Annotated in this window: 24 protein-coding genes and 1 riboswitch; of the genes, 6 read left to right on the forward strand and 18 right to left on the reverse strand. The window is 68.0% G+C overall.

Annotated elements, in window-relative coordinates; genetic code table 11:
- Positions 1-4: 4 nt before the first annotated feature.
- The gene (locus tag ACG01O_RS20410; protein WP_394387254.1) at positions 5-493 is read left to right on the forward strand and encodes a DoxX family protein; all 489 of its coding nucleotides are present in this window, start codon (positions 5-7) and stop codon (positions 491-493) included.
- On the opposite strand, the gene tolA is transcribed toward ACG01O_RS20410, so the two are convergent.
- The 12 genes from tolA to ACG01O_RS20470 all read right to left on the reverse strand — a co-directional run bounded on the left by tolA (position 471) and on the right by ACG01O_RS20470 (position 9787).
- Complete coding sequence (gene tolA / locus ACG01O_RS20415) at positions 471-1406, reverse strand: cell envelope integrity protein TolA (protein ID WP_394387255.1); 936 nt, start codon at positions 1404-1406, stop codon at positions 471-473. The two genes, ACG01O_RS20410 and tolA, sit on opposite strands and share 23 nt — an antisense overlap.
- Positions 1403-1843 (reverse strand): protein TolR, encoded by a 441-nt coding sequence (gene tolR / locus ACG01O_RS20420; RefSeq protein ID WP_394387256.1) that lies wholly within the window; start codon positions 1841-1843, stop codon positions 1403-1405. Before tolR ends, tolA begins: the two co-directional genes overlap by 4 nt.
- Before the next feature lies 1 nt (position 1844).
- The gene (tolQ, locus tag ACG01O_RS20425; RefSeq protein WP_394387257.1) at positions 1845-2522 is read right to left on the reverse strand and encodes a protein TolQ; all 678 of its coding nucleotides are present in this window, start codon (positions 2520-2522) and stop codon (positions 1845-1847) included.
- On the reverse strand, positions 2519-2929 hold the full coding sequence (ybgC, locus tag ACG01O_RS20430; protein WP_394387258.1) for a tol-pal system-associated acyl-CoA thioesterase: 411 nt from the start codon (positions 2927-2929) through the stop codon (positions 2519-2521). The genes tolQ and ybgC overlap by 4 nt, the downstream gene beginning before the upstream one ends.
- On the reverse strand, positions 2926-4116 hold the full coding sequence (locus ACG01O_RS20435) for a pyridoxal phosphate-dependent aminotransferase (protein ID WP_394387259.1): 1191 nt from the start codon (positions 4114-4116) through the stop codon (positions 2926-2928). Before ACG01O_RS20435 ends, ybgC begins: the two co-directional genes overlap by 4 nt.
- A gap of 8 nt (positions 4117-4124) precedes the next feature.
- Complete coding sequence (gene nusB / locus ACG01O_RS20440; RefSeq protein ID WP_394387260.1) at positions 4125-4613, reverse strand: transcription antitermination factor NusB; 489 nt, start codon at positions 4611-4613, stop codon at positions 4125-4127.
- Positions 4610-5083: a 6,7-dimethyl-8-ribityllumazine synthase gene (ribH, locus tag ACG01O_RS20445; protein WP_394387261.1), complete on the reverse strand. Its 474-nt coding sequence runs from the start codon at positions 5081-5083 to the stop codon at positions 4610-4612. The genes nusB and ribH overlap by 4 nt, the downstream gene beginning before the upstream one ends.
- 13 nt (positions 5084-5096) lie before the next feature.
- On the reverse strand, positions 5097-6194 hold the full coding sequence (ribBA, locus tag ACG01O_RS20450) for a bifunctional 3,4-dihydroxy-2-butanone-4-phosphate synthase/GTP cyclohydrolase II (RefSeq protein WP_394387262.1): 1098 nt from the start codon (positions 6192-6194) through the stop codon (positions 5097-5099).
- Positions 6195-6218: 24 nt separating this feature from the next.
- A complete protein-coding gene (ribD, locus tag ACG01O_RS20455) occupies positions 6219-7250 on the reverse strand; it encodes a bifunctional diaminohydroxyphosphoribosylaminopyrimidine deaminase/5-amino-6-(5-phosphoribosylamino)uracil reductase RibD (RefSeq protein ID WP_394387263.1) in 1032 nt (343 codons plus the stop codon).
- Between the two features lie 62 nt (positions 7251-7312).
- Positions 7313-7819, reverse strand: a complete 507-nt coding sequence (locus ACG01O_RS20460) for a type IV pilus modification PilV family protein (protein ID WP_394387264.1) — start codon at positions 7817-7819, stop codon at positions 7313-7315.
- Between the two features lie 7 nt (positions 7820-7826).
- Positions 7827-9125, reverse strand: a complete 1299-nt coding sequence (locus ACG01O_RS20465) for a pilus assembly PilX family protein (protein ID WP_394387265.1) — start codon at positions 9123-9125, stop codon at positions 7827-7829.
- Positions 9122-9787, reverse strand: coding sequence for a hypothetical protein (locus ACG01O_RS20470; protein ID WP_474102678.1), 666 nt, complete (start codon positions 9785-9787; stop codon positions 9122-9124). Before ACG01O_RS20470 ends, ACG01O_RS20465 begins: the two co-directional genes overlap by 4 nt.
- Between ACG01O_RS20470 and ACG01O_RS20475 the strand changes: the two genes are divergently transcribed.
- Positions 9722-9862 (forward strand): hypothetical protein, encoded by a 141-nt coding sequence (locus ACG01O_RS20475; RefSeq protein ID WP_394387267.1) that lies wholly within the window; start codon positions 9722-9724, stop codon positions 9860-9862. The two genes, ACG01O_RS20470 and ACG01O_RS20475, sit on opposite strands and share 66 nt — an antisense overlap.
- Positions 9863-9882: 20 nt before the next feature.
- On the opposite strand, the gene ACG01O_RS20480 is transcribed toward ACG01O_RS20475, so the two are convergent.
- The 5 genes from ACG01O_RS20480 to ACG01O_RS20500 form a co-directional block, all read right to left on the reverse strand.
- Complete coding sequence (locus ACG01O_RS20480; protein ID WP_394387269.1) at positions 9883-10362, reverse strand: type IV pilin protein; 480 nt, start codon at positions 10360-10362, stop codon at positions 9883-9885.
- 14 nt (positions 10363-10376) lie between these two features.
- A complete protein-coding gene (locus ACG01O_RS20485) occupies positions 10377-10922 on the reverse strand; it encodes a GspH/FimT family pseudopilin (RefSeq protein ID WP_394387270.1) in 546 nt (181 codons plus the stop codon).
- Positions 10923-11079: 157 nt separating this feature from the next.
- Positions 11080-11523 (reverse strand): transcriptional regulator NrdR, encoded by a 444-nt coding sequence (nrdR, locus tag ACG01O_RS20490; protein WP_394387272.1) that lies wholly within the window; start codon positions 11521-11523, stop codon positions 11080-11082.
- A gap of 20 nt (positions 11524-11543) precedes the next feature.
- Entirely contained in the window at positions 11544-12797 is a 1254-nt protein-coding gene (gene glyA, locus ACG01O_RS20495) for a serine hydroxymethyltransferase (RefSeq protein ID WP_394387274.1), read from the reverse strand.
- A gap of 59 nt (positions 12798-12856) precedes the next feature.
- Positions 12857-12970, reverse strand: a riboswitch (ZMP/ZTP riboswitch).
- Positions 12971-12985: 15 nt separating this feature from the next.
- Entirely contained in the window at positions 12986-13831 is an 846-nt protein-coding gene (locus tag ACG01O_RS20500) for a lytic transglycosylase domain-containing protein (protein WP_394387275.1), read from the reverse strand.
- 218 nt (positions 13832-14049) lie between these two features.
- Between ACG01O_RS20500 and ubiD the strand changes: the two genes are divergently transcribed.
- Complete coding sequence (ubiD, locus tag ACG01O_RS20505) at positions 14050-15588, forward strand: 4-hydroxy-3-polyprenylbenzoate decarboxylase (RefSeq protein WP_394387277.1); 1539 nt, start codon at positions 14050-14052, stop codon at positions 15586-15588.
- A gap of 184 nt (positions 15589-15772) precedes the next feature.
- Here ubiD and ACG01O_RS20510 read toward each other — a convergent pair whose 3' ends face one another.
- Positions 15773-16558: a YdcF family protein gene (locus ACG01O_RS20510; RefSeq protein ID WP_394387543.1), complete on the reverse strand. Its 786-nt coding sequence runs from the start codon at positions 16556-16558 to the stop codon at positions 15773-15775.
- Positions 16559-16693: 135 nt separating this feature from the next.
- Between ACG01O_RS20510 and msrA the strand changes: the two genes are divergently transcribed.
- The 3 genes from msrA to ACG01O_RS20525 are packed head-to-tail and all read left to right on the forward strand — an operon-like array spanning position 16694 to position 19184.
- Positions 16694-17230: a peptide-methionine (S)-S-oxide reductase MsrA gene (gene msrA, locus ACG01O_RS20515; RefSeq protein ID WP_394387278.1), complete on the forward strand. Its 537-nt coding sequence runs from the start codon at positions 16694-16696 to the stop codon at positions 17228-17230.
- Positions 17230-17958: an ABC transporter ATP-binding protein gene (locus ACG01O_RS20520; protein WP_394387280.1), complete on the forward strand. Its 729-nt coding sequence runs from the start codon at positions 17230-17232 to the stop codon at positions 17956-17958. Before msrA ends, ACG01O_RS20520 begins: the two co-directional genes overlap by 1 nt.
- Positions 17955-19184: an FtsX-like permease family protein gene (locus ACG01O_RS20525; RefSeq protein ID WP_394387282.1), complete on the forward strand. Its 1230-nt coding sequence runs from the start codon at positions 17955-17957 to the stop codon at positions 19182-19184. Before ACG01O_RS20520 ends, ACG01O_RS20525 begins: the two co-directional genes overlap by 4 nt.
- The last annotated feature ends 9 nt before the right edge of the window (positions 19185-19193 follow it).

A 19193-nucleotide genomic window follows, 5' to 3' on the forward strand; every position in this document is an offset into this window, starting at 1 on the left:
CTTCATGAAAGCCTTCATCACCACCGCCTGGCGCCTGGCCAGCGATCCCGGCCTCGACATCCAAACCTTGCCTGCGCCCCTGCAGCGGGTGCAGTCGCACCTGCAATCGCTGGCCCTGCTGGCGGCGCGCCTGTACGTGGCGCAGGTGTTCTTCGCGTCCGGGCTGACCAAGCTGCGAGACTGGTCGTCCACGCTGGCCTTGTTCCAAGACGTCTACCAAGTGCCCTTGCTGCCCCCGGTGCCTGCCGCCTACCTGGGCACAGCCGGCGAACTGGCCCTGCCCGTGTTGCTGGTGCTGGGCCTGGCCGGCCGCTTTGCAGGCGCAGGCCTGTTCGTCGTCAACCTGATGGCGGTGCTGTCGCTGACGGCGGATGACCTGTCTCCCGCCGCCCTGGCTCAGCACGCGCTGTGGGGCACGCTGGCCGCGGCGATTGCCTTGTGGGGCGCGGGCCGCTGGTCAGCCGACCGCGTCATTCGCGGGGCCGGAAACTGAGGATCAAGACGGGCGGCACCCGGCCGTCCACATCGCGCGGCAAGGTTTCGGCCTTCTCGATGGCACGAAGCACCGCGCGATCCCAGTCGCCGTCGCCGCTGGGCTTGAGCACCTTGGTGCCCAGGATGCGGCCGTCAGGCCCCAGCGTGACCTGCACCTCGGCCGTCGGGTTGGCGCTGCCCTCATCGGCGTAAATGATGAGCGGGCGGATCTTGCCCTTGATGCGCCCCGCGTAGCCTGCCGACGGGGCCGCGTTCTGAGCCGCGGTGCCCGTGGAGCCCGGCGTGCCCCCGGCCATGCCCTGGATGCGGCGCAGGTTCTCCTGCCGCAGGGCCTCGCGGCGTGCATCCGCCTCCTTGGCTTCCTTCGCCGCCTTGGCGTCTTGGGCCTGTTTGCGGTCAGCCTCTTCCTTGGCGGCCTTGTCTTTGGCGGCCTTGTCGGCTTTTTCCTTGGCCAGCTTGTCTTTAGCGGCCTTGTCGCGGGCTTCTTTCTCGCGCGCTTCCTTGGCTTCTTTCTCCTTGGCGTCCTTCGCGGCTTTTTCCCGTTCGGCCTTGGCGGCCGCTTCGCGGGCCTTCTCGCGCTCCTCTTTGACTTTGCGGGCCTTCTCGATCGCGATCTCCGCCTCGCGCTGGGCCGCGGCTTCTTCCGCGGCGCGCTGCTGCGCGGCCTTCAGGTCCGGCTCGGGGGCGGCTTTGGGGGGCGGTGCTTCGGGCTCGGGTGGCGCTTCCTCACGCGGGGCAGCGACTTGCGGCACGGTGGACCACAGCTCGGCCTCGAACGCCGGGCTCGGGTCACTTCGCCATTTCAGCCCGTAGCTGAGGGCCAGCACCAGCAGGCCGTGGGCCAGCACTGCCAGGGCCACGCCCCGGCCCGTGCCAGCCGCCTCGGGGGGACGCAGAACAGCAGCCGTCATCCGTTGGACGCCGCGCCGCTCTTCACGGCCAGGCCGACGCGCTGGATGCCGGCGCGCTGCAGGGTGTCCATGACCTGCACCACCGCTTCGTACTTGACGTTTTTGTCGGCCGAGATCACGACCGGGCTGGTCGCGTCCTGCCCTTGGCCCTTCTTCACCCGCTCGGCCAGCCGGTTCATCGGGATGGACTCGGGCTCCAACTGGTCGATCTTGATCTTGATCTTTTCGTCAGTCCCGACGATGACCTGAATCACATGCTCCGGTTGCTGGCGGCTCTTGCCCACGCTGGGCAGGTCCACCAAGCCGGTGGTGATGAGCGGCGCGCTGACCATGAAGATGATCAGCAGCACCAGCATCACGTCGATGAAGGGCACCATGTTGATTTCATTCATGGTGCGGCGGCGGCGCCCGCCGCCTCGGCTGACGGTGGCGGCCATGTCAGTGACCCTGCGTGGCGTTGCGCTGCAGGATGTTGGAGAACTCTTCGATGAATGTCTCCAGCGTGATGGCGCTGCGGTCGATCTGGCGCGCAAAGCGGTTGTAGGCCAGCACCGCCGGAATGGCCGCGAACAGGCCGATGGCCGTGGCCACGAGGGCTTCGGCAATGCCCGGCGCCACGGTCGCCAGCGTCACCTGCGTCAGGTTGGACAGGCCCACGAACGCGTGCATGATCCCCCAGATGGTGCCGAACAGGCCCACATACGGCGACACCGAGCCCACCGAGGCGAGGAAGGACAGGTTGCTTTCCATCGCGTCAAGTTCCCGCTGGAAGCTGGCGCGCATGGCGCGGCGGGCGGCGTCGAGCAGGGCGCCGGAGTCGGCCACGCGTTTCTCGCGCAGCTTCAGGAACTCGCGCATGCCGGACGCAAAGATGCGCTCCAGCGGCGCACCGTCGGTGCGGTTGCCCACGGCCTGGTAGAGGTCGTTGAGGTTCTTGCCGCTCCAGAACTCGGCCTCGAAGGCGTCATTGCGGCGCTTGATCTGGCCCAGCCCGATCAGCTTGCCGAAGATCACGCTCCAGCTGGCCAGCGACACCAGCAGCAGGCCGGCAATGACAAGTTGCACCGCGAAGCTGGCGTGCAGGATGAGGGAAACGATGGACAGGTCTTGATTCATGCGGATGCACTCGGGCTGCCCACGGCGGCCAGCACGGCCGGGGGCAGACGTTGGGGTTTCAGGTCATGGTCGCGCACGCAACCGATGCGGATTTCACCTTCGCACAGCAGGGTGTCGCCCCGCCATGCCCGCTGGCGCACCACGAGGCTGGCGCGCCCCAGCGGCTCGGGTTCGACCGTGACGGTGAGCAAATCATCCAGCCGGGCCGGGGCGAGGTAGCGCAGCTCGGTGCCCGTCACCACAAACATCAGGCCGGTGTCGGCCCGCAGCTGTTGCTGCTCCACGCCGGCGGCGCGCAGCCATTCGGTGCGGGCGCGTTCAAAGAATTTCAGGTAGTTCGCATAGAACACGATGCCGCCGGCATCGGTGTCCTCCCAATACACGCGAATCGAGAACTCGAAGTTCACGCCAGCACCTCGCGAAGGCGCGCCATGGCTTCCTCGAGGTCGGCCTGTGCGGAGGCAAAGGACAGGCGCATCCACCGCTGCGGGTCGGCCACACCGAAGTCGCGCCCCGGCGTGAGCGCGACCTGGGCGCGCTGCAGCAAGTCGTGCGCGAACTGCCAGCTGTCGGCGTGGCGGGCGGAGACGTCCATCCAGGCGTAGAACGCGCCATCCGGTGGCACCGGCACGTGCAGGCCCAGCGACTGCAGCGCCGGCACGATGTAGTCGCGCCGGGCGCGCAGCGTGAGGCGGCGCCGCTCGAACTCTTCCAGCGCGGCCGGCTCGAAGCAGCTCAAGGCCGCCCGCTGGGCCAGTGTGGACGGGCAGATGTAGAAGTTCTGCGCCAACCGCTCCACCGCGGGCACGAGCGCCGGCGGCAGCACCAGCCAGCCCAGGCGCCAGCCGGTCATGCCGAAGTATTTGGAGAAGCTGTTGACCGAAATGACCTCGTCGCCCAGCCCGTTCGGCAGGGCCAGCGCCGTGTGGCCGAAGCGGTCGTCATAGCTCAGCGGCAGGTAGATCTCATCCACCACCAGCGCGCCGCCGCGTTCCGCCACGGCCTGCGCCATGTCCTGCAGTACCTCAGGCGCGATGGACGTGCCGGTCGGGTTGCTGGGCGAGGCCAGCAGCACGCCGCGCGTGGCGGGGGTCCAGGCGCGGCGCACCTGGTCGACGTCGAGCTGAAAGCGGCCGGCTGCATGGGTCGGCAGCAAGCGGGGCGTGGCGTCGGTCGCGCTGACGAAGTGCCGGTTGCAGGGGTAGCACGGGTCCGGCATCAAGACTTCGTCCCCGCGCTCGAAAAGCGCGAGGCAGGCCAGCTGCAAGCCGGCGGAAGCACCGGCGGTCACGACGATGCGCTCTGGCGCGACGTTCAGGCCGTGGCGCTCGGCGTACCAGCGCGAAATCGCTTCACGTAGGGCGGGCAGGCCCAGGGCGTCGGTGTAAGGCGTGGGGCCGAGGGCGGCTTGGGCTGCGGCCTCGCGCACGGATGGGGCCGCGCCGAAATCAGGCTCGCCGATGTTGAGCCGGATCATCCGGCGCCCACCGCGCGCCGGGTCGCACAAGGGCCCGGCCGCCATCTCGGCAGCGGCCTTGGCCAGTTCCATCACGTAAAAGGGCTCGATTCGATCGAGCCGCGAGGCCAGCTTCACGGGCAGGTTCAGCGCTTGGCGGCGAGTTCCAGCGGGCGAAGGTCGACGGCGGCGCGGTCGAGCACGCCATTGACGTACTTGTGGCCGTCGGTGCCGCCGAACGACTTGGCCAGTTCCACGGCTTCGTTGATCGCAACCTTGTAGGGCACGTCCAGGCAGTGCTTGAGCTCGTAGGCACCGATCATCAACACGGCGTGTTCGATGGGCGAGAGCTCGGTGGTCTTGCGGTCGACGTGGCGGGCCAGGATGGCGTCCAGGTCGGCGGCTTCGTGCACGCAGCCGCCCATCAAGGCTTCGTAGTGCTTCAGGTCCAGCTTGGCATAGCCTTCCTGTTCGCGGCCCAACGCAATGATGGCGCCGATGTCTTCACCGGTCAGCAGCCACTGGTACAGGCCTTGAAGCGCGGCTTCCCGCGAGCGGCGGCGCGCCGATTTCACCGGTGCGCGCTTGGCGCCGGGCTGGCCGGCCGTCTTGGATGCGGTCTTGGGTGCGTTCACTCGATGTCTTTCAGCAAATTGGCCATTTCCACGGCAACCCGTGCGGCGTCGCGGCCCTTGGGTTCGGCGCGGGCCCAGGCTTGCGCCTCGTTTTCCACGGTCAGGATGGCATTGGCAATGGGAATGCCGTGGTCCAGCCCCACGCGGGTCACGGCCGAGCCGCTTTCGTTGGCCACCAACTCGAAGTGGTAGGTCTCGCCGCGGATGATGCAACCCAGGGCGATCAGGGCATCGTAGTCATTGCTCTCGGCCAAGGCCTGGAGGGCCAGCGGCACTTCCAGGGCGCCGGGCACGGTCACGTGGCGAATCGCTTCTGCCGGCACGCCCAGCACCGACAGTTCGGCCAGGCAGGCGCTGGCCAGCGCGGAAGTGATGGCGTCGTTGAAACGCGCCTGCACGATGGCGACGGTCAGCTCGCTTCCGTCCAGTGCGCCCTCGAAGCTGGGCATGCCTTGTTCTGCGTGTTGCATGGGGTGCTCCGAATCAGCAGGTGGGAGAGGCGACAAAGCCCGTCACTTCCAGGCCATAGCCGGTCATGCTGGGCATGCGACGGGGGCTGCCCAGCAGCTTCATGCGGTGCACGCCCAGCGCCTTCAAGATTTGTGCGCCCACGCCGTAGGTGCGCAAATCCATGGCGCCCTTGGCGGCTGGTGCCGCATCGCTGCTCTGGATACGGGCCAGCACGCCCGCCGGGCTCTCGCCGCAATTCAGCAGCACGGCCACGCCCGCCGGGCTGGCCTTGAGCGCTGCCAGCGCGGCCGGCAAGCCCCAGGAGTGCCCGCAGCTGCCGGCTTCCAGCAGGTCCAGCACCGACAGCGGCTCGTGCACGCGCACCAGCACTTCGTCATGGGGCTGCCAAGCCCCGTGGCTGAGGGCCAGGTGGGTTCCGCCCGTGCGGTCCGTGAAGACCTGGCACTGGAATTCGCCTTGGGCCGTGGTCAGCGAACGCTCGGCCACCCGGGTGATCAGGCTTTCGTTGCGGCTGCGGTACTCGATCAGGTCGGCGATGGTGCCGATCTTCAGGCCGTGTTCCTGCGCAAACACCTCCAGGTCGGGCAGACGGGCCATGGTCCCGTCGTCCTTCATGATTTCGCAGATCACCGACGTGGCGGACAGCCCCGCCATGCGGGCGAGGTCACAACCCGCCTCGGTGTGCCCGGCGCGCATCAGTACGCCGCCGTCCTGCGCTTGCAGCGGGAAGATATGGCCCGGCTGCACCAGATCGGCCGCCTTGGCGCCCGGCGCCACCGCGGCTTGCACGGTGCGAGCGCGGTCTGCGGCAGAGATGCCGGTCGTCACGCCCGTGGCGGCTTCGATGGACACGGTGAAGGCCGTGCCGTGCTGCGTGCCATTGCGGCGCGTCATGGGCGGCAGTTGCAGGCGTTCGCAGTGTTCGCGCGGCAGGGTCAGGCAGATCAGGCCGCGCCCGTACTTGGCCATGAAGTTGATGGCTTCAGGCGTGACGCAATCGGCGGCGAGCACGAGATCGCCCTCGTTTTCGCGGTCTTCCTCGTCCACAAGAATGACCATGCGACCGGCCGCCATGTCGGCGACCAACTCTGGAATGGGGGAGATGGGCATAGCCAGTGATTGTAGGTGGCGACCCTAGGTTGGACGCAGGCGAAGCCGCAGATCCTGGCCGATGGGTGTGGCTTCCAGGAATTGCCAGCGTGTGGCCGTGTCAAGCCCGGCCAGTTCCTGCAAATGCGCCAGCGGCATGCCGGGGCCGATCAGCAGGGGCGCCATGTAAATGAGCAATTCGTCGGCCAGTCCGGCGGCGAGCACGGCCCCGGTCAACCGAGCGCCGGCTTCGACATGCACTTCGTTGATGCCTTCGGCGCCGAGATCCTGCATCAACTGCGCCAAGTCCACGTGGCCAGGCCCCAGCACCCGGGCTTGGCCCGGAGCCTCCAGCACACGGGCATCGGTGGGCATTTGGCCGTGCGGGTCGAGCACCACGCGCAAGGGTTGGTGCGCAGTCGGCACCAGGCGCACGTCCAGGCGCGGGTTGTCGGCCAGCACCGTGCCCATCCCGGTCAGGATGACACCGGCACGACGCCGCCAGGCGTGGCCATCGGCCCGGGCCGCATCACCGGTGATCCAGTGGCTGCGCCCGTCGGGCAAAGCGGTGCGGCCGTCCAGCGATACGGCCGACTTGACCCGCACGAACGGCCGGCCTCGCTGCATGCGCGAGAAAAAGCCGATGTTCAGTTCGCGCGCCGCGGTGGCGATTGCCGGGTCGGCTTCGTCGACTTGAACGCCGGCGGCGCGCAGGCGAGCCAGGCCCTGGCCAGCAACCGCGGGGTTGGGGTCTTGAATGGCGGACACCACGCGCGCAATGCCGGCGTTGATGAGTGCATCGCAGCAGGGTGGCGTGCGGCCGTGGTGAGAGCAGGGCTCCAGCGTCACCACAGCCGTGGCGCCGCGCACATCGTGCCCGCGTGCTGCGGCGTCGCGCAGCGCCATCACCTCGGCATGCGCCTGCCCGGCCGCCTGGGTGTGGCCGCTGCCCAATTCCCGCCCGTCGGGCGCCAAGATCACACAGCCGACACGCGGGTTGGGGTCGGTGAGGCCGATGGCACCTTCGGCCAGGGCCAGGGCGCGTTGAAGCGCAGCCTGCAATGGAGGAAACAGCATCCCGGCAGTCTAGCCAGGGCGCCTGCGGTGCGGCCGATGCCCTTGCGCCAAGCGCTGCGTCGTCAGGGCGCGGGCGAGGGCGCGACGGCCAGTGCGGCGGCAAAGATCGGGTCCACCTCGGCAATCACCGCATCCAGTTGCACCTGCTGCGGCGTGCCAGCCCGGTCCGTCCAACGCACGCCCACGCGCACCAGGCGGCCGCGGCCCGCGGTAGGCAGGGGCATCACGGTGTGCTGCACGTGGAATGTGGTGTTGGAGTCGGGGGGCGTCACGGGCAGCGGCTGGGACTGGTCGGTGATGTCGGCGTAGGCGCGGGTTCCGGGCGGGGTGGCGGCCGTGCGCGACAGCACGCCAAAGCTGCGCAGCGTGGCCAACTCGGCCCGCGCCAGCGTCAGGGCTTCGCTGCGTTGGCGCGCCACTTCCGTGGAATGCCGCGCGCCGGTGATCAGGCCCACCAGCGCCAGCATGCCGGCGGCCATGATGAGCAGCGCCACCAGTGCTTCGACCAGGCTCGCCCCCTGCTGGGTGGGGCTGCGGCTCACGGCGGTTGAATTGCGGGCAAGGGGCATCAACGTCTCACTGGGTTTCAAGGTCTTGCCAACCACCGGACACACGCACGTAGCTGCCGACTTGGTTGCGCAGCGCGTCGGCGATTGGGCCATTCCACTGCAACTGCGCAGCCCCCTCCAGGTGCATGTCGCCCAGGGCCAGCAACATGCCGTTCAGCTGTGCGGGTGCTGGGCCGAGGTTGCTCCAGTGCACATCACCCAGCACCACCAGCAACCCGTTGAACTGCAGCGGGCCGGTGAGGTGGGCATCGCCGGCCACCACCAGCACCAAAGGCGCTGCAGAGGTGCCCAGCACGCCGCCGCCCGTCCAGCGAAGCGGACCGTCCACCCACAGCATGCGAGATCCTGCCGCTTCGGCGGCATGCAGCGCTGCGGCGCAATCGGTCACGGGGCATGCCACCTCGCGCAGCGCGGGGTGCTGCCGGTAGCGCTGCGGCAGCCAGCCCATATGTCCGTGAAAGAGGCGGTCCACCGTGAGCGCTGACACCGCCCCATCGCTGAACCGTTTGCCCTGCGCCACGGTCATCCCAGGGCGGGTTGCAAGGCGGCTGTCGTCCAGCGCGGGAGACGACTGGCCCGACAGCACCAGTTGACCGGAGCCGGCCGGGTCGGTGTTTTGCAGGGCGAGGCTGGCGCCCGCTTTCAGCGTGAGGTGGCCGCGAACCGTCAGCGGCACGTTGGGCGGCGTCGGCACGGCAGCCACAAACCCCACGGCAGCCCGCTGACGGCTCACGGCCAACGCGGACTCGCTGCGCGTTTGCGCTGACGCTTGGCAGGCATCCGCAGCGGCCTCGGTGCACCCCCAGGACTCGATGATCCAGCTGCCGAGGTGAGGGTTCGGTTGATCCACACCCAGGGCCAGCGCGAAGCTGGGGGTGTAGTCCGCGCCAGCGGCCGCGGCGGCCGCGGGCGTTCGGCTGCCGGGTGCCGGGCAGCGGCACTCCAGCCCCGCAGCGGTGCGGGTGCAGTCCACCACCCATTGGCCGGCGGGCGCCTTGGGTTCGGTGCGCCGGTTAGCCGCGGAGACCGTCAGGTACCGGTCCACGAAACGCTGCCCTTGCAGGGCGGGCTTGCATTGGCTGTCGATCGCACCGGCATTGAGCAGGGCCACCGCCCAGTCGATGCCAGCTTCAACCATCTCGTCGGCCAGCGCGCCCCGGTAGTGGTGGCCGGCCATGCGTTGTTCCAGCATCAACGTTCTGGCGGCGAACGTCGAGATCAGTCCCATCACGAGAAACAGCCCGATGACGATGGCCAGGGTGCCCAGGCCGTGTTGTTCGCCGTGAGGCTTGGGTGTGCGCTTCATGGGCAACTCCCGCCGATGGCATCCGCGCGCAACTTCTCGGACACCGTCACGGTGCGGGTGAGTGCAGCGTCAGCCGCAGCGTGCGCTTTGATCGTGAATGTCACCCGGCGCACGGCCGATTGGGGGCAGGGCGTGCCGGCATCGCAAGCGCACAGGTCATCCAGGGGTACGGGTTGGCTGTCCACCTGTGCCGTGAATGCGTCGATGACCACGAGGTCCGGGTCGGTGATGGGCTGCCAGTTTGGCTGCCCGTTGGCGGCACCCAGCTGCAGGTACAGGGTACGGTTGTTGAGCCGCACGCCGAATTCCTCGTTGGCGGCCACCACATTGGTCCCGTTCATCGCAGCGGCTCCCACGGCGCGGGCGTAGCGGTATTGCAGTTCGGTGCCGCCGGCCAGGGTTTGCAAGGTTTCGTAGGGACTGGCTTGGGCCAGCCGGGCGGGTTGCGGTTGGCCAGCCACGAGGTGCGGCGGCGCCCACACGCCATTGGCAGCCACCCCACGAAAGCCGGCTCGGCGCAAGTCGCGTTGCAGCAATTCGGCCGCGGTGCGCAGGTCTTGTTGAAGCTGGACTTCCAGCATCAGGCGGCGATGCTCATGGATCTGACGCGTGGCCGTGGCGACCGCGCCCACAGCAACGAGCAACCCCACCGTGAGACCGATCATCAGCTCTACCAGCCCCATGCCGCGCTGATCGAGGCCGGGCGTGCGACTGCGGTGAGCTGGAGCCTGGAGTGACATCTGGGCAACTCCCGTGCTCATTTCGGCCAGCACAGCGCCGTGGTGTCACGCGACTGACCGGTACCGTCCGGGTCGCCGGTGGCGGTGTAGCTGGGGATGGCGCCCACCACGGTGAGGGTGAAGCGCTGGCAGCTGCGGTCGCTGGCTTGACGCCCGCCCGCGGTTGGCGTGGCGACGGCGATGTAACCTGTGTCGAAACTGCCGTTGGCCCCGGCGCCCGTGAGGGTGATTTGGTAATGGGACGTGAGCCGGGCCATGTCCAGCTTCAGGTCGTTCTGGAGCGAGCTGGCGTAGGCCGGCGCGTTGCTGCGGTATCGCTCCTGCGCCTGCAGGATGGTGGTCAGGGCGGCCAGCGCATCGGCGCGGCGGCTGCGTTGCACCTGGGCGCTGTAGGCGGGGTAGGCCACGGCGGCAAGCACCGCGGCAATCACGGTGGCGAGCATCAGCTCCACCAAGGTGAAGCCACGTTGAGCGCGGGCGGGCGAGGGCGTCGACACGGGGCAGCTCCTTGTCATGCGCACTTGGGCAGGCGGGCCAGGCGCTCGCCGACGTAGCAGCTGCGCACGCGGCCGGTGATGGCCACCACCTGGCGGATGCCGCTGCCATCGGCCAAGCGAGCTTCCACGGAACCGGTTTGCGTGACCAGCCCCTGGCGATGCTGGAACTCCAGCGATTCGGCATTGCTGCTCAATTGCACGGGGTGGCCGCTGCCCAGCCATTCCGCCCGCAGCACCGCGCTGCTGCTGGACTGGCAAACGGCGCGGCCACCCGTGCAATCGCAGTCGCCCTTGGTGCCGGTGTGCATCACGTAGCAGGCGTTGGCGCCCTTGCCACTCACCCGGAAGTGCACGGGGTGGCCCAGCCGCACGGCCTCGGCGCGGGCATAGCGCAGGTCAGTGGCCAGCGTTTCGGCGGTGGTGCGCAGCTTCTGCTGTTGATGGAACTTCGCGAACGACGGCAGCGCCTGGCTCGCCAGCACCGCGCAGATGCCCATGGCGCTGCAGGCTTCAACGAGCGTGAATCCGCGTTGGCGTCGGTGTTGAGGGGCGGTGTTCATGCGGCGTTCCAGAGTTCGTTGACTGTGGAACGCACTGTAGAAATCGCCGCCGCACATGCCTCTCCCCCGGAGGGCGGTGGGCCGACACAGACGGAGGGGGAGGGGCAGCCGGCATCCCCCGGCGGATCACCCGAAGGTGGGAAGGGTTTCCCCGGAGTCAGATCTCGCGGATCAGCTGACGGAACTCGTCCACGTCCTCAAAGCTCCGGTAGACGGACGCGAAGCGGACATAGGCCACCTTGTCGATGCGCTTGAGTTCCCGCATCACCAGCTCACCGAGCCGGGTGGAGGCGATTTCTCGTGCGCCGGAGGCCAGCAGTTTTTCTTCAATGCGATTGATAGCGCCGTCGATTTGCTCAACGCTCACCGGGCGCTTGCGCAGCGCCAATTGCATGGAGGCGCGAAGTTTGGACGCATCGAAGTCGGCACGGCGGCCGTCTTTTTTGACCACCGACGGCAGGGCGATGTCCGCCCGCTCGTAGGTGGTGAATCGTTTGTCGCAAGACAAGCACCGGCGCCGGCGCCGAACCACGTCGCCCTCATCCGATTCCCGGGTTTCAACGACCTGGGTCTCGGTGTGAGAGCAAAAGGGGCAACGCACGGCGCGGGTGCTTCAGCCGATCAACCGCGGTAGACCGGGAACGCGGCGGTCAGGGCCGCCACCTTTTCGCGCACCGCAGCCAGGTTGGCTTCGTCGTGCGGCTTGTCCAGCACATCGGCGATCAGGTGGGCCGTGGCGCGCACTTGGTCTTCCTTGAAGCCGCGCGTCGTCATGGCCGGCGTGCCGAGGCGGATGCCGCTGGTCACCATGGGCTTTTGCGGGTCGTTCGGGATGCCGTTCTTGTTGCAGGTCATGTGGGCGGCGCCCAGGATGGCCTCGGCTTCTTTGCCCGTCAGGTTCTTGGGGCGCAGGTCGACCAGCATGACGTGGCTTTCCGTACCGCCCGACACGATGCGCAAGCCACGCTCGATCAGCGTCTCAGCCAGCACCTTGGCGTTCTTGACCACCTGTTCCTGGTAAGCCTTGAACTCGGGCGTCAGCGCCTCCTTGAAGGCCACGGCCTTGCCGGCGATGACGTGCATCAGCGGGCCGCCTTGGATGCCGGGGAAGATGGCCGAGTTGATCTTCTTGGCGATGTCTTCCTTGTTCGTCAGGATGATGCCGCCGCGCGGGCCGCGCAGGCTCTTGTGCGTGGTGGAGGTGACGACGTCGGCGTGCGGCAGCGGGTTGGGGTACACGCCCGCGGCGATCAGGCCGGCGTAGTGGGCCATGTCCACCATGAAGTAGGCGCCGATTTCCTTGGCGATCTTGCCGAAACGCTCGAAGTCGATGCGCAACGAGTAGGCAGACGCACCAGCGATGATCAGCTTGGGCTTCTTCTCGCGGGCCAGGGCTTCCATCGCGTCGTAGTCGATGGCTTCATTGGCGTCCAGGCCGTAGCTGATGACGTTGAACCACTTGCCGCTCATGTTCAGCGACATGCCGTGCGTCAGGTGGCCGCCTTCGGCCAGGCTCATGCCCATGATGGTGTCGCCAGGCTGCAGCAGCGCGAAGAAGACGCCCTGGTTGGCTTGCGAGCCGGAGTTGGGCTGCACGTTGGCGAACTCGGCGCCGAACAGTTGCTTCACACGGTCGATGGCCAGTTGCTCGGCCACGTCCACGTATTCGCAGCCGCCGTAGTAACGCTTGCCGGGGTAGCCCTCGGCGTACTTGTTGGTGAGCTGGCTGCCTTGGGCTTCCATCACGGCCGGCGAGGTGTAGTTCTCGCTGGCGATCAATTCGATGTGGTCTTCCTGGCGGCGGGTTTCGTTCTGGACAGCGGTCCAGAGTTCCGGGTCGACCAGGGCGAGGGTGGAGGTGGTGCGGTCAAACATGGCAGTGTTTCCGAAGGTCAGGCGGTGAATCCCGGGCGCTCACGAGCGGGCGTGACAAACCAGGCTGCCCAGGCGAACGGCTGAAAGCGATTCGCGAGAACCGCCTCACGCTCCCCGGTGGTGGCCCACCTCAGGGCAGCGGGTGCCCCTGATCGCCAGTCGCGTGAAGCCCCAGTGTAGTGCAGGGTTCAGTGCAGCAACGCAACTTGCGCCGCCTCGGCGGCCGGCGCCGACGCGGCTTCGCGCAACGGGCGGGCCACGCTGGTGGCTGGCACACTGCGGCCCGAAACCACCGACTTGAGCAAGTCATGCTCGGCCAGCACGCGGGCGGCATAGCCGGCGTCTTCGGGCAGGTTGGCCGCCCCGACGTAATAACGCAGGCCTTCTTCAAGGCTGCCGGCGCGCTGGATGCATTCCTTCAGCACCTGCACGCCCACGCGCAAGTTGGTCACGGGGTCGAACGCGGCGAGCGTGCCGCCGAAGGCCTCGTATTTGTCGTCGTGAACGCGGGTCATGACCTGCATGAGCCCTTGTGCGCCGACTGCGCTCTGCGCAAACGGGTTGAAGCGCGACTCGATGGCCATGATGGCCAGGATGAGCGTGGGCTCAACCTTGGCACGCTGCCCCACGGCCCAGGCTTCCTGCACCAGGCGGCTGATGGGCTCGGGTGCCACGCTGTAACGGCGCGCCAGCCAGTGCGCCACGGCGGCTTGCTGGCGGTTCAGCTCACGGGGGTCGGTGGCGGTGGCACGGGCGATGGCGTCCGGCTCGGCCTGGGCTAGCAAGGTGTTGCCTTCCGCTTCAGCGCGGGCCTCGTGCCGCGCGTTGAGCCAGCCGAGGGTGGCCGACTCCACCCGGTCACGCAGGCCCGCCTGGCTGAAAAACACCAACAGCACGGACACCACGGTCAGCCCCACCAGCGCCAGGGTGTTGTGACTCACCACGAGCAAGCCGTTCCCGATGTCCTTCACGAACAACGAGGCGCAGGCGCGTGCCTGCGTGGCCAGATCGATGATGTCTTGACGTGTCGTCATGCGACTCCTTGTGTCACGCCGCTGTTCGGAAGCCCCTGGGATGGGGCGCCGTCGAGGGCGACAGTGATAATTTCTCGGCACGTGCTGGGCGGTCTGTGGCGACGTTTCGCTCGGAGGACCTTGCCGACTCGGGTTCAGTGGAAACCCGAACGATCGAATTTTACGGGGTCAAGATAACCAGTCAAGGTTGCTTGACCTCTCCAACATTACTTTTGGTTATGAAATACAGCGACCTGCGGGACTTCATGGCCGGGCTTGAACGCCTGGGTGAACTGCGCCGCGTGCGCGAATCGGTCTCGCCCAAGTTGGAGATGACGGCGCTCAGTGACCGGGTGCTGCGCGCTGCCGGGCCGGCGCTGCTGTTCGAGAACCCGACCGGCTACAACACGCCTGCGCTGACCAACCTGTTCGGCACCCCGCGGCGCGTGGCGCTGGGCATGGGGGCCGAATCGCTGGCCGAGTTGCGCGAAGTGGGGCGGGTGCTGGCCAGCCTCAAAGAACCGGAGCCACCCAAGGGGCTGAAGGACGCCGGCAAGTTGCTGCAGATGGCCAAAGCCCTGTGGGACATGAAGCCCTCCGTCCAGCGCAAGGCGCCGTGCCAGGACGAAATCCTGTCGGGTGACGAGATCGATCTGGGTCGCCTGCCCATCCAGCATTGCTGGCCCGAAGACGCCGCGCCACTCATCACCTGGGGTTTGGTCATCACCCGGGCACCGGGCCGCAGCCGGCAAAACCTGGGCATCTACCGCCAACAGGTCATCGGGCCGCGCCAGGTGATCATGCGCTGGCTCGCCCACCGCGGTGGGGCGCTGGATTTCCGGGAATTCGCGCTTGCGAACCCAGGCCAGCCATTCCCTTTGGCGGTGGCCTTGGGGGCCGACCCGGCGACCATCCTGGGCGCGGTCACGCCGGTGCCGGATTCACTGTCGGAATACCAGTTCGCCGGCCTGTTGCGGGGTTCGCGCACGGAGTTGGTGAATACCGCCGTGGGTAAAGACCAGCCGCTGCAGGCGCCCGCCTCCGCGGAAATCGTGCTGGAAGGCCACATTCCGCCTGCGCCGGCCGGCTACGCCGGCACCAGCGCGCACGGCGTGCCGCTGGAAGAGAAGGGCGGCTACCTGCACGCGCTGGAAGGCCCTTATGGCGACCACACCGGCTATTACAACGAACAAGACTGGTTCCCGGTGTTCGAGATCACCCGGCAAACCCAGCGGACGAACCCGATTTACCACTCCACTTACACCGGCAAGCCGCCCGACGAGCCGGCCATCCTCGGTGTGGCGCTGAATGAAGTGTTCGTGCCCATCCTGCAAAAGCAGTTCCCGGAGATCGTCGACTTCTACCTGCCGCCGGAAGGGTGCAGCTACCGGATGGCGGTGGTGTCGATCAAAAAAGCATACCCGGGGCATGCCAAGCGGCTGATGTTCGGCATTTGGAGCTTCCTGCGCCAGTTCATGTACACGAAGTTCATCGTCGTGGTGGATGACGACATCGACACGCGCAACTGGCAGGAAGTCATCTGGGCGATCACCACGCGCATGGACCCGGTGCGCGACACCACGCTGGTGGACAACACCCCCATCGACTACCTGGACTTCGCCTCACCGGTCAGCGGCCTGGGCGGCAAGATGGGGCTGGATGCCACCAACAAGTGGGCGGGCGAAACCAGTCGGGAATGGGGCCGCGGCATCCAGATGACTCCGGACATCCAAGCCCGCACCGACGCCTTGTTCGAAAAAATCTTCTTGAAAGCCTGACCAGCGTCGCCTAAGTTTTCAAGGCCTACTCAGGCGCTTCCTCTGGCGCAATCGTTGCGCGCCAGGAGCCCTGCGGCATTCGCCCGCAGAGCCCCACGGTGGCCTCGCCACCCGCCCCGCCCGGCCTGCAAGCCCGGCGGGGTTTCTATTTCCGGCGACTGCTGGCCTGCGCGTGTCTGAAGGTTCAGCGCCCCGCCCACCAGGCCAACTGTTCGTACAGCACGTAACGCACCCGGCCAAAACCTTCAACCGACGGGCACCAGTCGTCCAGGCTGCTCAGTGCGTCGACCCGAGCGCCGACGGGCGCCGGCACCACCTCAACACCCAGCGGCTGGGCCGCGGCCTGAAAAGCCCGCAGCGCGCGGCGCATGTGGGTGTCGTGCGTCACCAGCAGCACATGCTTCACGCCGGATGCGGCCAGCAGCGGCAGCGTCTGCGCCGCGTTCTCCCGGGTGTCGCGCGAACGCCCTTCGGCCCAAGTCAGCGGCAATTGATACAGCGTTGCCGCCGTGCGCCCCGCAACCAGCGCCTCTGGCTGCTTCAACTGGGTTGCCGTCCAGCCCACACCGCCCGAAAAACCCAGCGGCCAGCCGGTTTGCCGCGCAAGCCACGCCCCGTAGGCCAGCCGTTCCGCGGTGATGGCGTTCGGCACCGCCTCGCCGTACTCCGGCGCTTGCCGGCGCACGCCGCCTCCCAGCACCAGCACGGCGCCGCCAGGCTGCCCCCGCCATCGAGCCACCTCCGAGCGTGTCAACGCGGGTGGCGCTCCGACGGCGCGGCTCAGCAATTCGCCTGCCGCGTCGGTGGCCGAGAACCACAGCCCAAGCAGCGCCACGCCCAGCATGGCTAGGCCTGCGCGGCGCCCCCGGCGCAGCCGAAACCCACCCCAAGCGGCCAGCAGAATCAGTGGGGCCGGCGGCAGTGCTGCGGCCAGCAGGAAGGACTTGAATGCGGCATAGTCAATCGGCATCACGGGGGCATCATCGCCGACCCAATAATCTGGCCCAGTGAGCGGACGCTCGCGTGGCAGCTCCTGAGTGGGCGCCCGCCGCGTCCCACCATGCCCGGCGGGCTGCTGAGGCTTGGTCGAGAAAGAGGGAACGACATGTCAGAACAATCGCTGGAGCGCATCACCCTCGGTGGCGGATGCTTTTGGTGCCTGGACGCCGTGTTTGAACGGGTGCGGGGCGTCGAACGGGTGGAGAGCGGCTATTGCAACGGCCAGCACCTGCGGCCCAACTACGAGCAGGTGTGCAGCGGCAACACGGGCCACGCTGAAGTGGTTCGGCTGGATTTCGACCCGCAGGTCGTGTCGCTGCGGGAACTTCTGGAAGTGTTCTTCACCATTCATGACCCCACCAGCCTGAATCGGCAGGGGGCGGACGTGGGCACGCAATACCGCTCGGGCATCTATTGGCACACGCCGGCGCAGGAAGCCCTGGCCCTTGAGGTGCTGGCCGAGGTCAACGCCCATCACGCCGGCCGGGTTGTGACCGAATTGCTGCCCGAAACCAACTACCACCCCGCCGAGGCGTACCACCAGCAGTACTACGCCCGGAACCCCGACCAAGGCTATTGCGCCTTCGTGGTGGCCGGCAAGGTGGACAAATTCCTCGCCAGCTTCAAGCGCCTGGTCAAGTGATGCTGGCTTGGCGCGGGCTTCGATACGCGTACCCCCGCAGCGCGGCCATCGCGTACCCCGACTTCAGCCTGCGGCCGGGCCACCACCTGCTGTTGCGCGGCGCGTCAGGCGCGGGCAAGTCGACCTTGTTGGCGCTGTTGTCGGGGTTGTTGCGGGTTCAGGCGGGCGAGTTGCACGTGGCGGGCACCGCCTTGCACGGCATGCCGGCCCGAGCGCTGGATGCCTGGCGCGGCGCCACGCTCGGTGTGGTGCCGCAGCGCCTGCACCTCAGTGAGGCATTGACGGTGGCCGAGAACCTGGCGCTGCCGGCGTTGGCGGCGGGCCAGCCGGCGCTGCCGGAGCGGGCGCGCACGCTGCTGGACGCGCTGGATTTGTCCGGCCTGGCCCAGCGGCGGCCGCACCAACTCAGCGTGGGGCAGGCGCAGCGTGTGGCCCTGGCTCGCGCACTGATGCGCAAGCCGCAGATCCTGTTGGCAGACGAACCCAGCGCCAGCTTGGACGACGAACATGCGCTGCACATGCTGGCTTTGTTGCTGGATGCCGCCGAGCGCGAACGTTGCACGCTCGTCATCGCCAGCCACGACGCGCGTGTGACCGAGGCCCTGAGCGTGCGGGATGACGTGAGCGAACTCGTGTTGGCCGCTCCTGACGGCAGCGCGCAGGCGGTGGAAAACACCCGCCATTCCAGTGACCGCACCACCTACTGGGTAGACGAGGCGTCCCAATGATCCGGCTCGCGTGGCGATACCTGTGGTCCAGCCCGCTGACCACCGGGCTCAATCTGCTGCTGCTGACCCTGGGGCTGGCGGCGATGACGTTCGTACTGCGTGCCGGCGCCCAGGTGGAAGCGGGCCTGCGGCGTGATTTGGCGGGCATCGACCTCGTGGTGGGCGCCAAGGGCAGTCCAATGCAGCTGATGCTCGCCGGCGTGTTTCACTTGGACAGCCCGACCGGCAACATCCCCTTGAGCACGCTCGACAAGCTGCGCCATCAGCCGCTGGTGGGGCTGGCCGTGCCGCTCTCGCTCGGGGATACGTTCCGCGGCTTTCGTGTGGTGGGCACATCGCCGGACTACCTCGGCTTGTATGGCGGCCAGTTGGCCACCGGCACGCTCTGGAGCGGCCCACTGGAGGCGGTGCTGGGCGCCGACGTCGCGCGTGCCGCCGGACTCAAACCGGGAGATCGCTTCGCCGGCAGTCACGGACTGGGCGCGGGCGGCAGCGAGCATGCCGAGCGGCCTTTCCTGGTGGTGGGTGTGCTGGCGCCATCCGGAACCGTGCTGGACCGCCTGGTGCTGACCGACCTGCGTTCCATTTGGGCCTTGCATGAGGGGCACGGCACGCCGGCCAAGCCTGCAGGGTCTGCCGCGGCCGGCCCTCACGACGCGCATGGCGAACACGACGACGACCGCGAGACGACGCTGGTGCTCGTGCGCTACCGCAGCCCGCTGGCCGCGGTGATGTTGCCGCGCTGGGTCAATGCGCAAGACGGGCTGCAGTCTGCCGCGCCGGCGCTGGAAACCGCCCGCTTGATGCGGCTGATGGGTGCCGGCGTGGAGGTGCTGAAGGGCTTCGGCGGGGTGCTGCTGCTGGCGGCGGGCTTGTCGGTCTGGGTGGCGCTGATTCACGCGGTTCGCGCCCGCCAGGGCGACCTCGCCATGATGCGCATGCTGGGCGCGCCGGCCTGGCGCGTGGCGCTGCTGATTGGGCTGGAAGCCCTGCTGTTGGCGGTGCTGGCCACGGTGCTGGGCCTCGGGGCCGGGCATGCGCTGGTGCAGGTGCTGGGCTGGGTGCTGACCGAACAGCAGTCGCTTCGCCTGGGCCCACTGGGCTGGAGCGAGGCCGAGCTGTGGGTGCCGATGGCGGCGCTGAGCCTCGCGCTGCTGGCGGCGGCCTGGCCCGCTTGGCGGGCCTATCGGCTAGATGTGACCACGCTGCTGCAAGCGCCGCGCTGAAGTTCGACA

Origin of the sequence: Pelomonas baiyunensis, assembly GCF_043555935.1 — a bacterium.
GTDB classification, from domain to species: Bacteria; Pseudomonadota; Gammaproteobacteria; order Burkholderiales; family Burkholderiaceae_C; genus Pelomonas; species Pelomonas baiyunensis.

Coding starts and splice junctions, on each gene's coding strand:
- ACG01O_RS20410 (WP_394387254.1), top strand. CDS start 5: ATGAAAGCCTTCATCACCACCGCCTGGCGCCTGGCCAGCGATCCCGGC.
- tolA (WP_394387255.1), bottom strand. CDS start 1,406: ATGACGGCTGCTGTTCTGCGTCCCCCCGAGGCGGCTGGCACGGGCCGG.
- tolR (WP_394387256.1), bottom strand. CDS start 1,843: ATGGCCGCCACCGTCAGCCGAGGCGGCGGGCGCCGCCGCCGCACCATG.
- tolQ (WP_394387257.1), bottom strand. CDS start 2,522: ATGAATCAAGACCTGTCCATCGTTTCCCTCATCCTGCACGCCAGCTTC.
- ribH (WP_394387261.1), bottom strand. CDS start 5,083: ATGCAACACGCAGAACAAGGCATGCCCAGCTTCGAGGGCGCACTGGAC.
- ribBA (WP_394387262.1), bottom strand. CDS start 6,194: ATGCCCATCTCCCCCATTCCAGAGTTGGTCGCCGACATGGCGGCCGGT.
- ribD (WP_394387263.1), bottom strand. CDS start 7,250: ATGCTGTTTCCTCCATTGCAGGCTGCGCTTCAACGCGCCCTGGCCCTG.
- ACG01O_RS20460 (WP_394387264.1), bottom strand. CDS start 7,819: ATGCCCCTTGCCCGCAATTCAACCGCCGTGAGCCGCAGCCCCACCCAG.
- ACG01O_RS20465 (WP_394387265.1), bottom strand. CDS start 9,125: ATGAAGCGCACACCCAAGCCTCACGGCGAACAACACGGCCTGGGCACC.
- ACG01O_RS20475 (WP_394387267.1), top strand. CDS start 9,722: ATGGATCTGACGCGTGGCCGTGGCGACCGCGCCCACAGCAACGAGCAA.
- ACG01O_RS20485 (WP_394387270.1), bottom strand. CDS start 10,922: ATGAACACCGCCCCTCAACACCGACGCCAACGCGGATTCACGCTCGTT.
- glyA (WP_394387274.1), bottom strand. CDS start 12,797: ATGTTTGACCGCACCACCTCCACCCTCGCCCTGGTCGACCCGGAACTC.
- ACG01O_RS20500 (WP_394387275.1), bottom strand. CDS start 13,831: ATGACGACACGTCAAGACATCATCGATCTGGCCACGCAGGCACGCGCC.
- ubiD (WP_394387277.1), top strand. CDS start 14,050: ATGAAATACAGCGACCTGCGGGACTTCATGGCCGGGCTTGAACGCCTG.
- ACG01O_RS20510 (WP_394387543.1), bottom strand. CDS start 16,558: ATGCCGATTGACTATGCCGCATTCAAGTCCTTCCTGCTGGCCGCAGCA.
- msrA (WP_394387278.1), top strand. CDS start 16,694: ATGTCAGAACAATCGCTGGAGCGCATCACCCTCGGTGGCGGATGCTTT.
- ACG01O_RS20520 (WP_394387280.1), top strand. CDS start 17,230: ATGCTGGCTTGGCGCGGGCTTCGATACGCGTACCCCCGCAGCGCGGCC.
- ACG01O_RS20525 (WP_394387282.1), top strand. CDS start 17,955: ATGATCCGGCTCGCGTGGCGATACCTGTGGTCCAGCCCGCTGACCACC.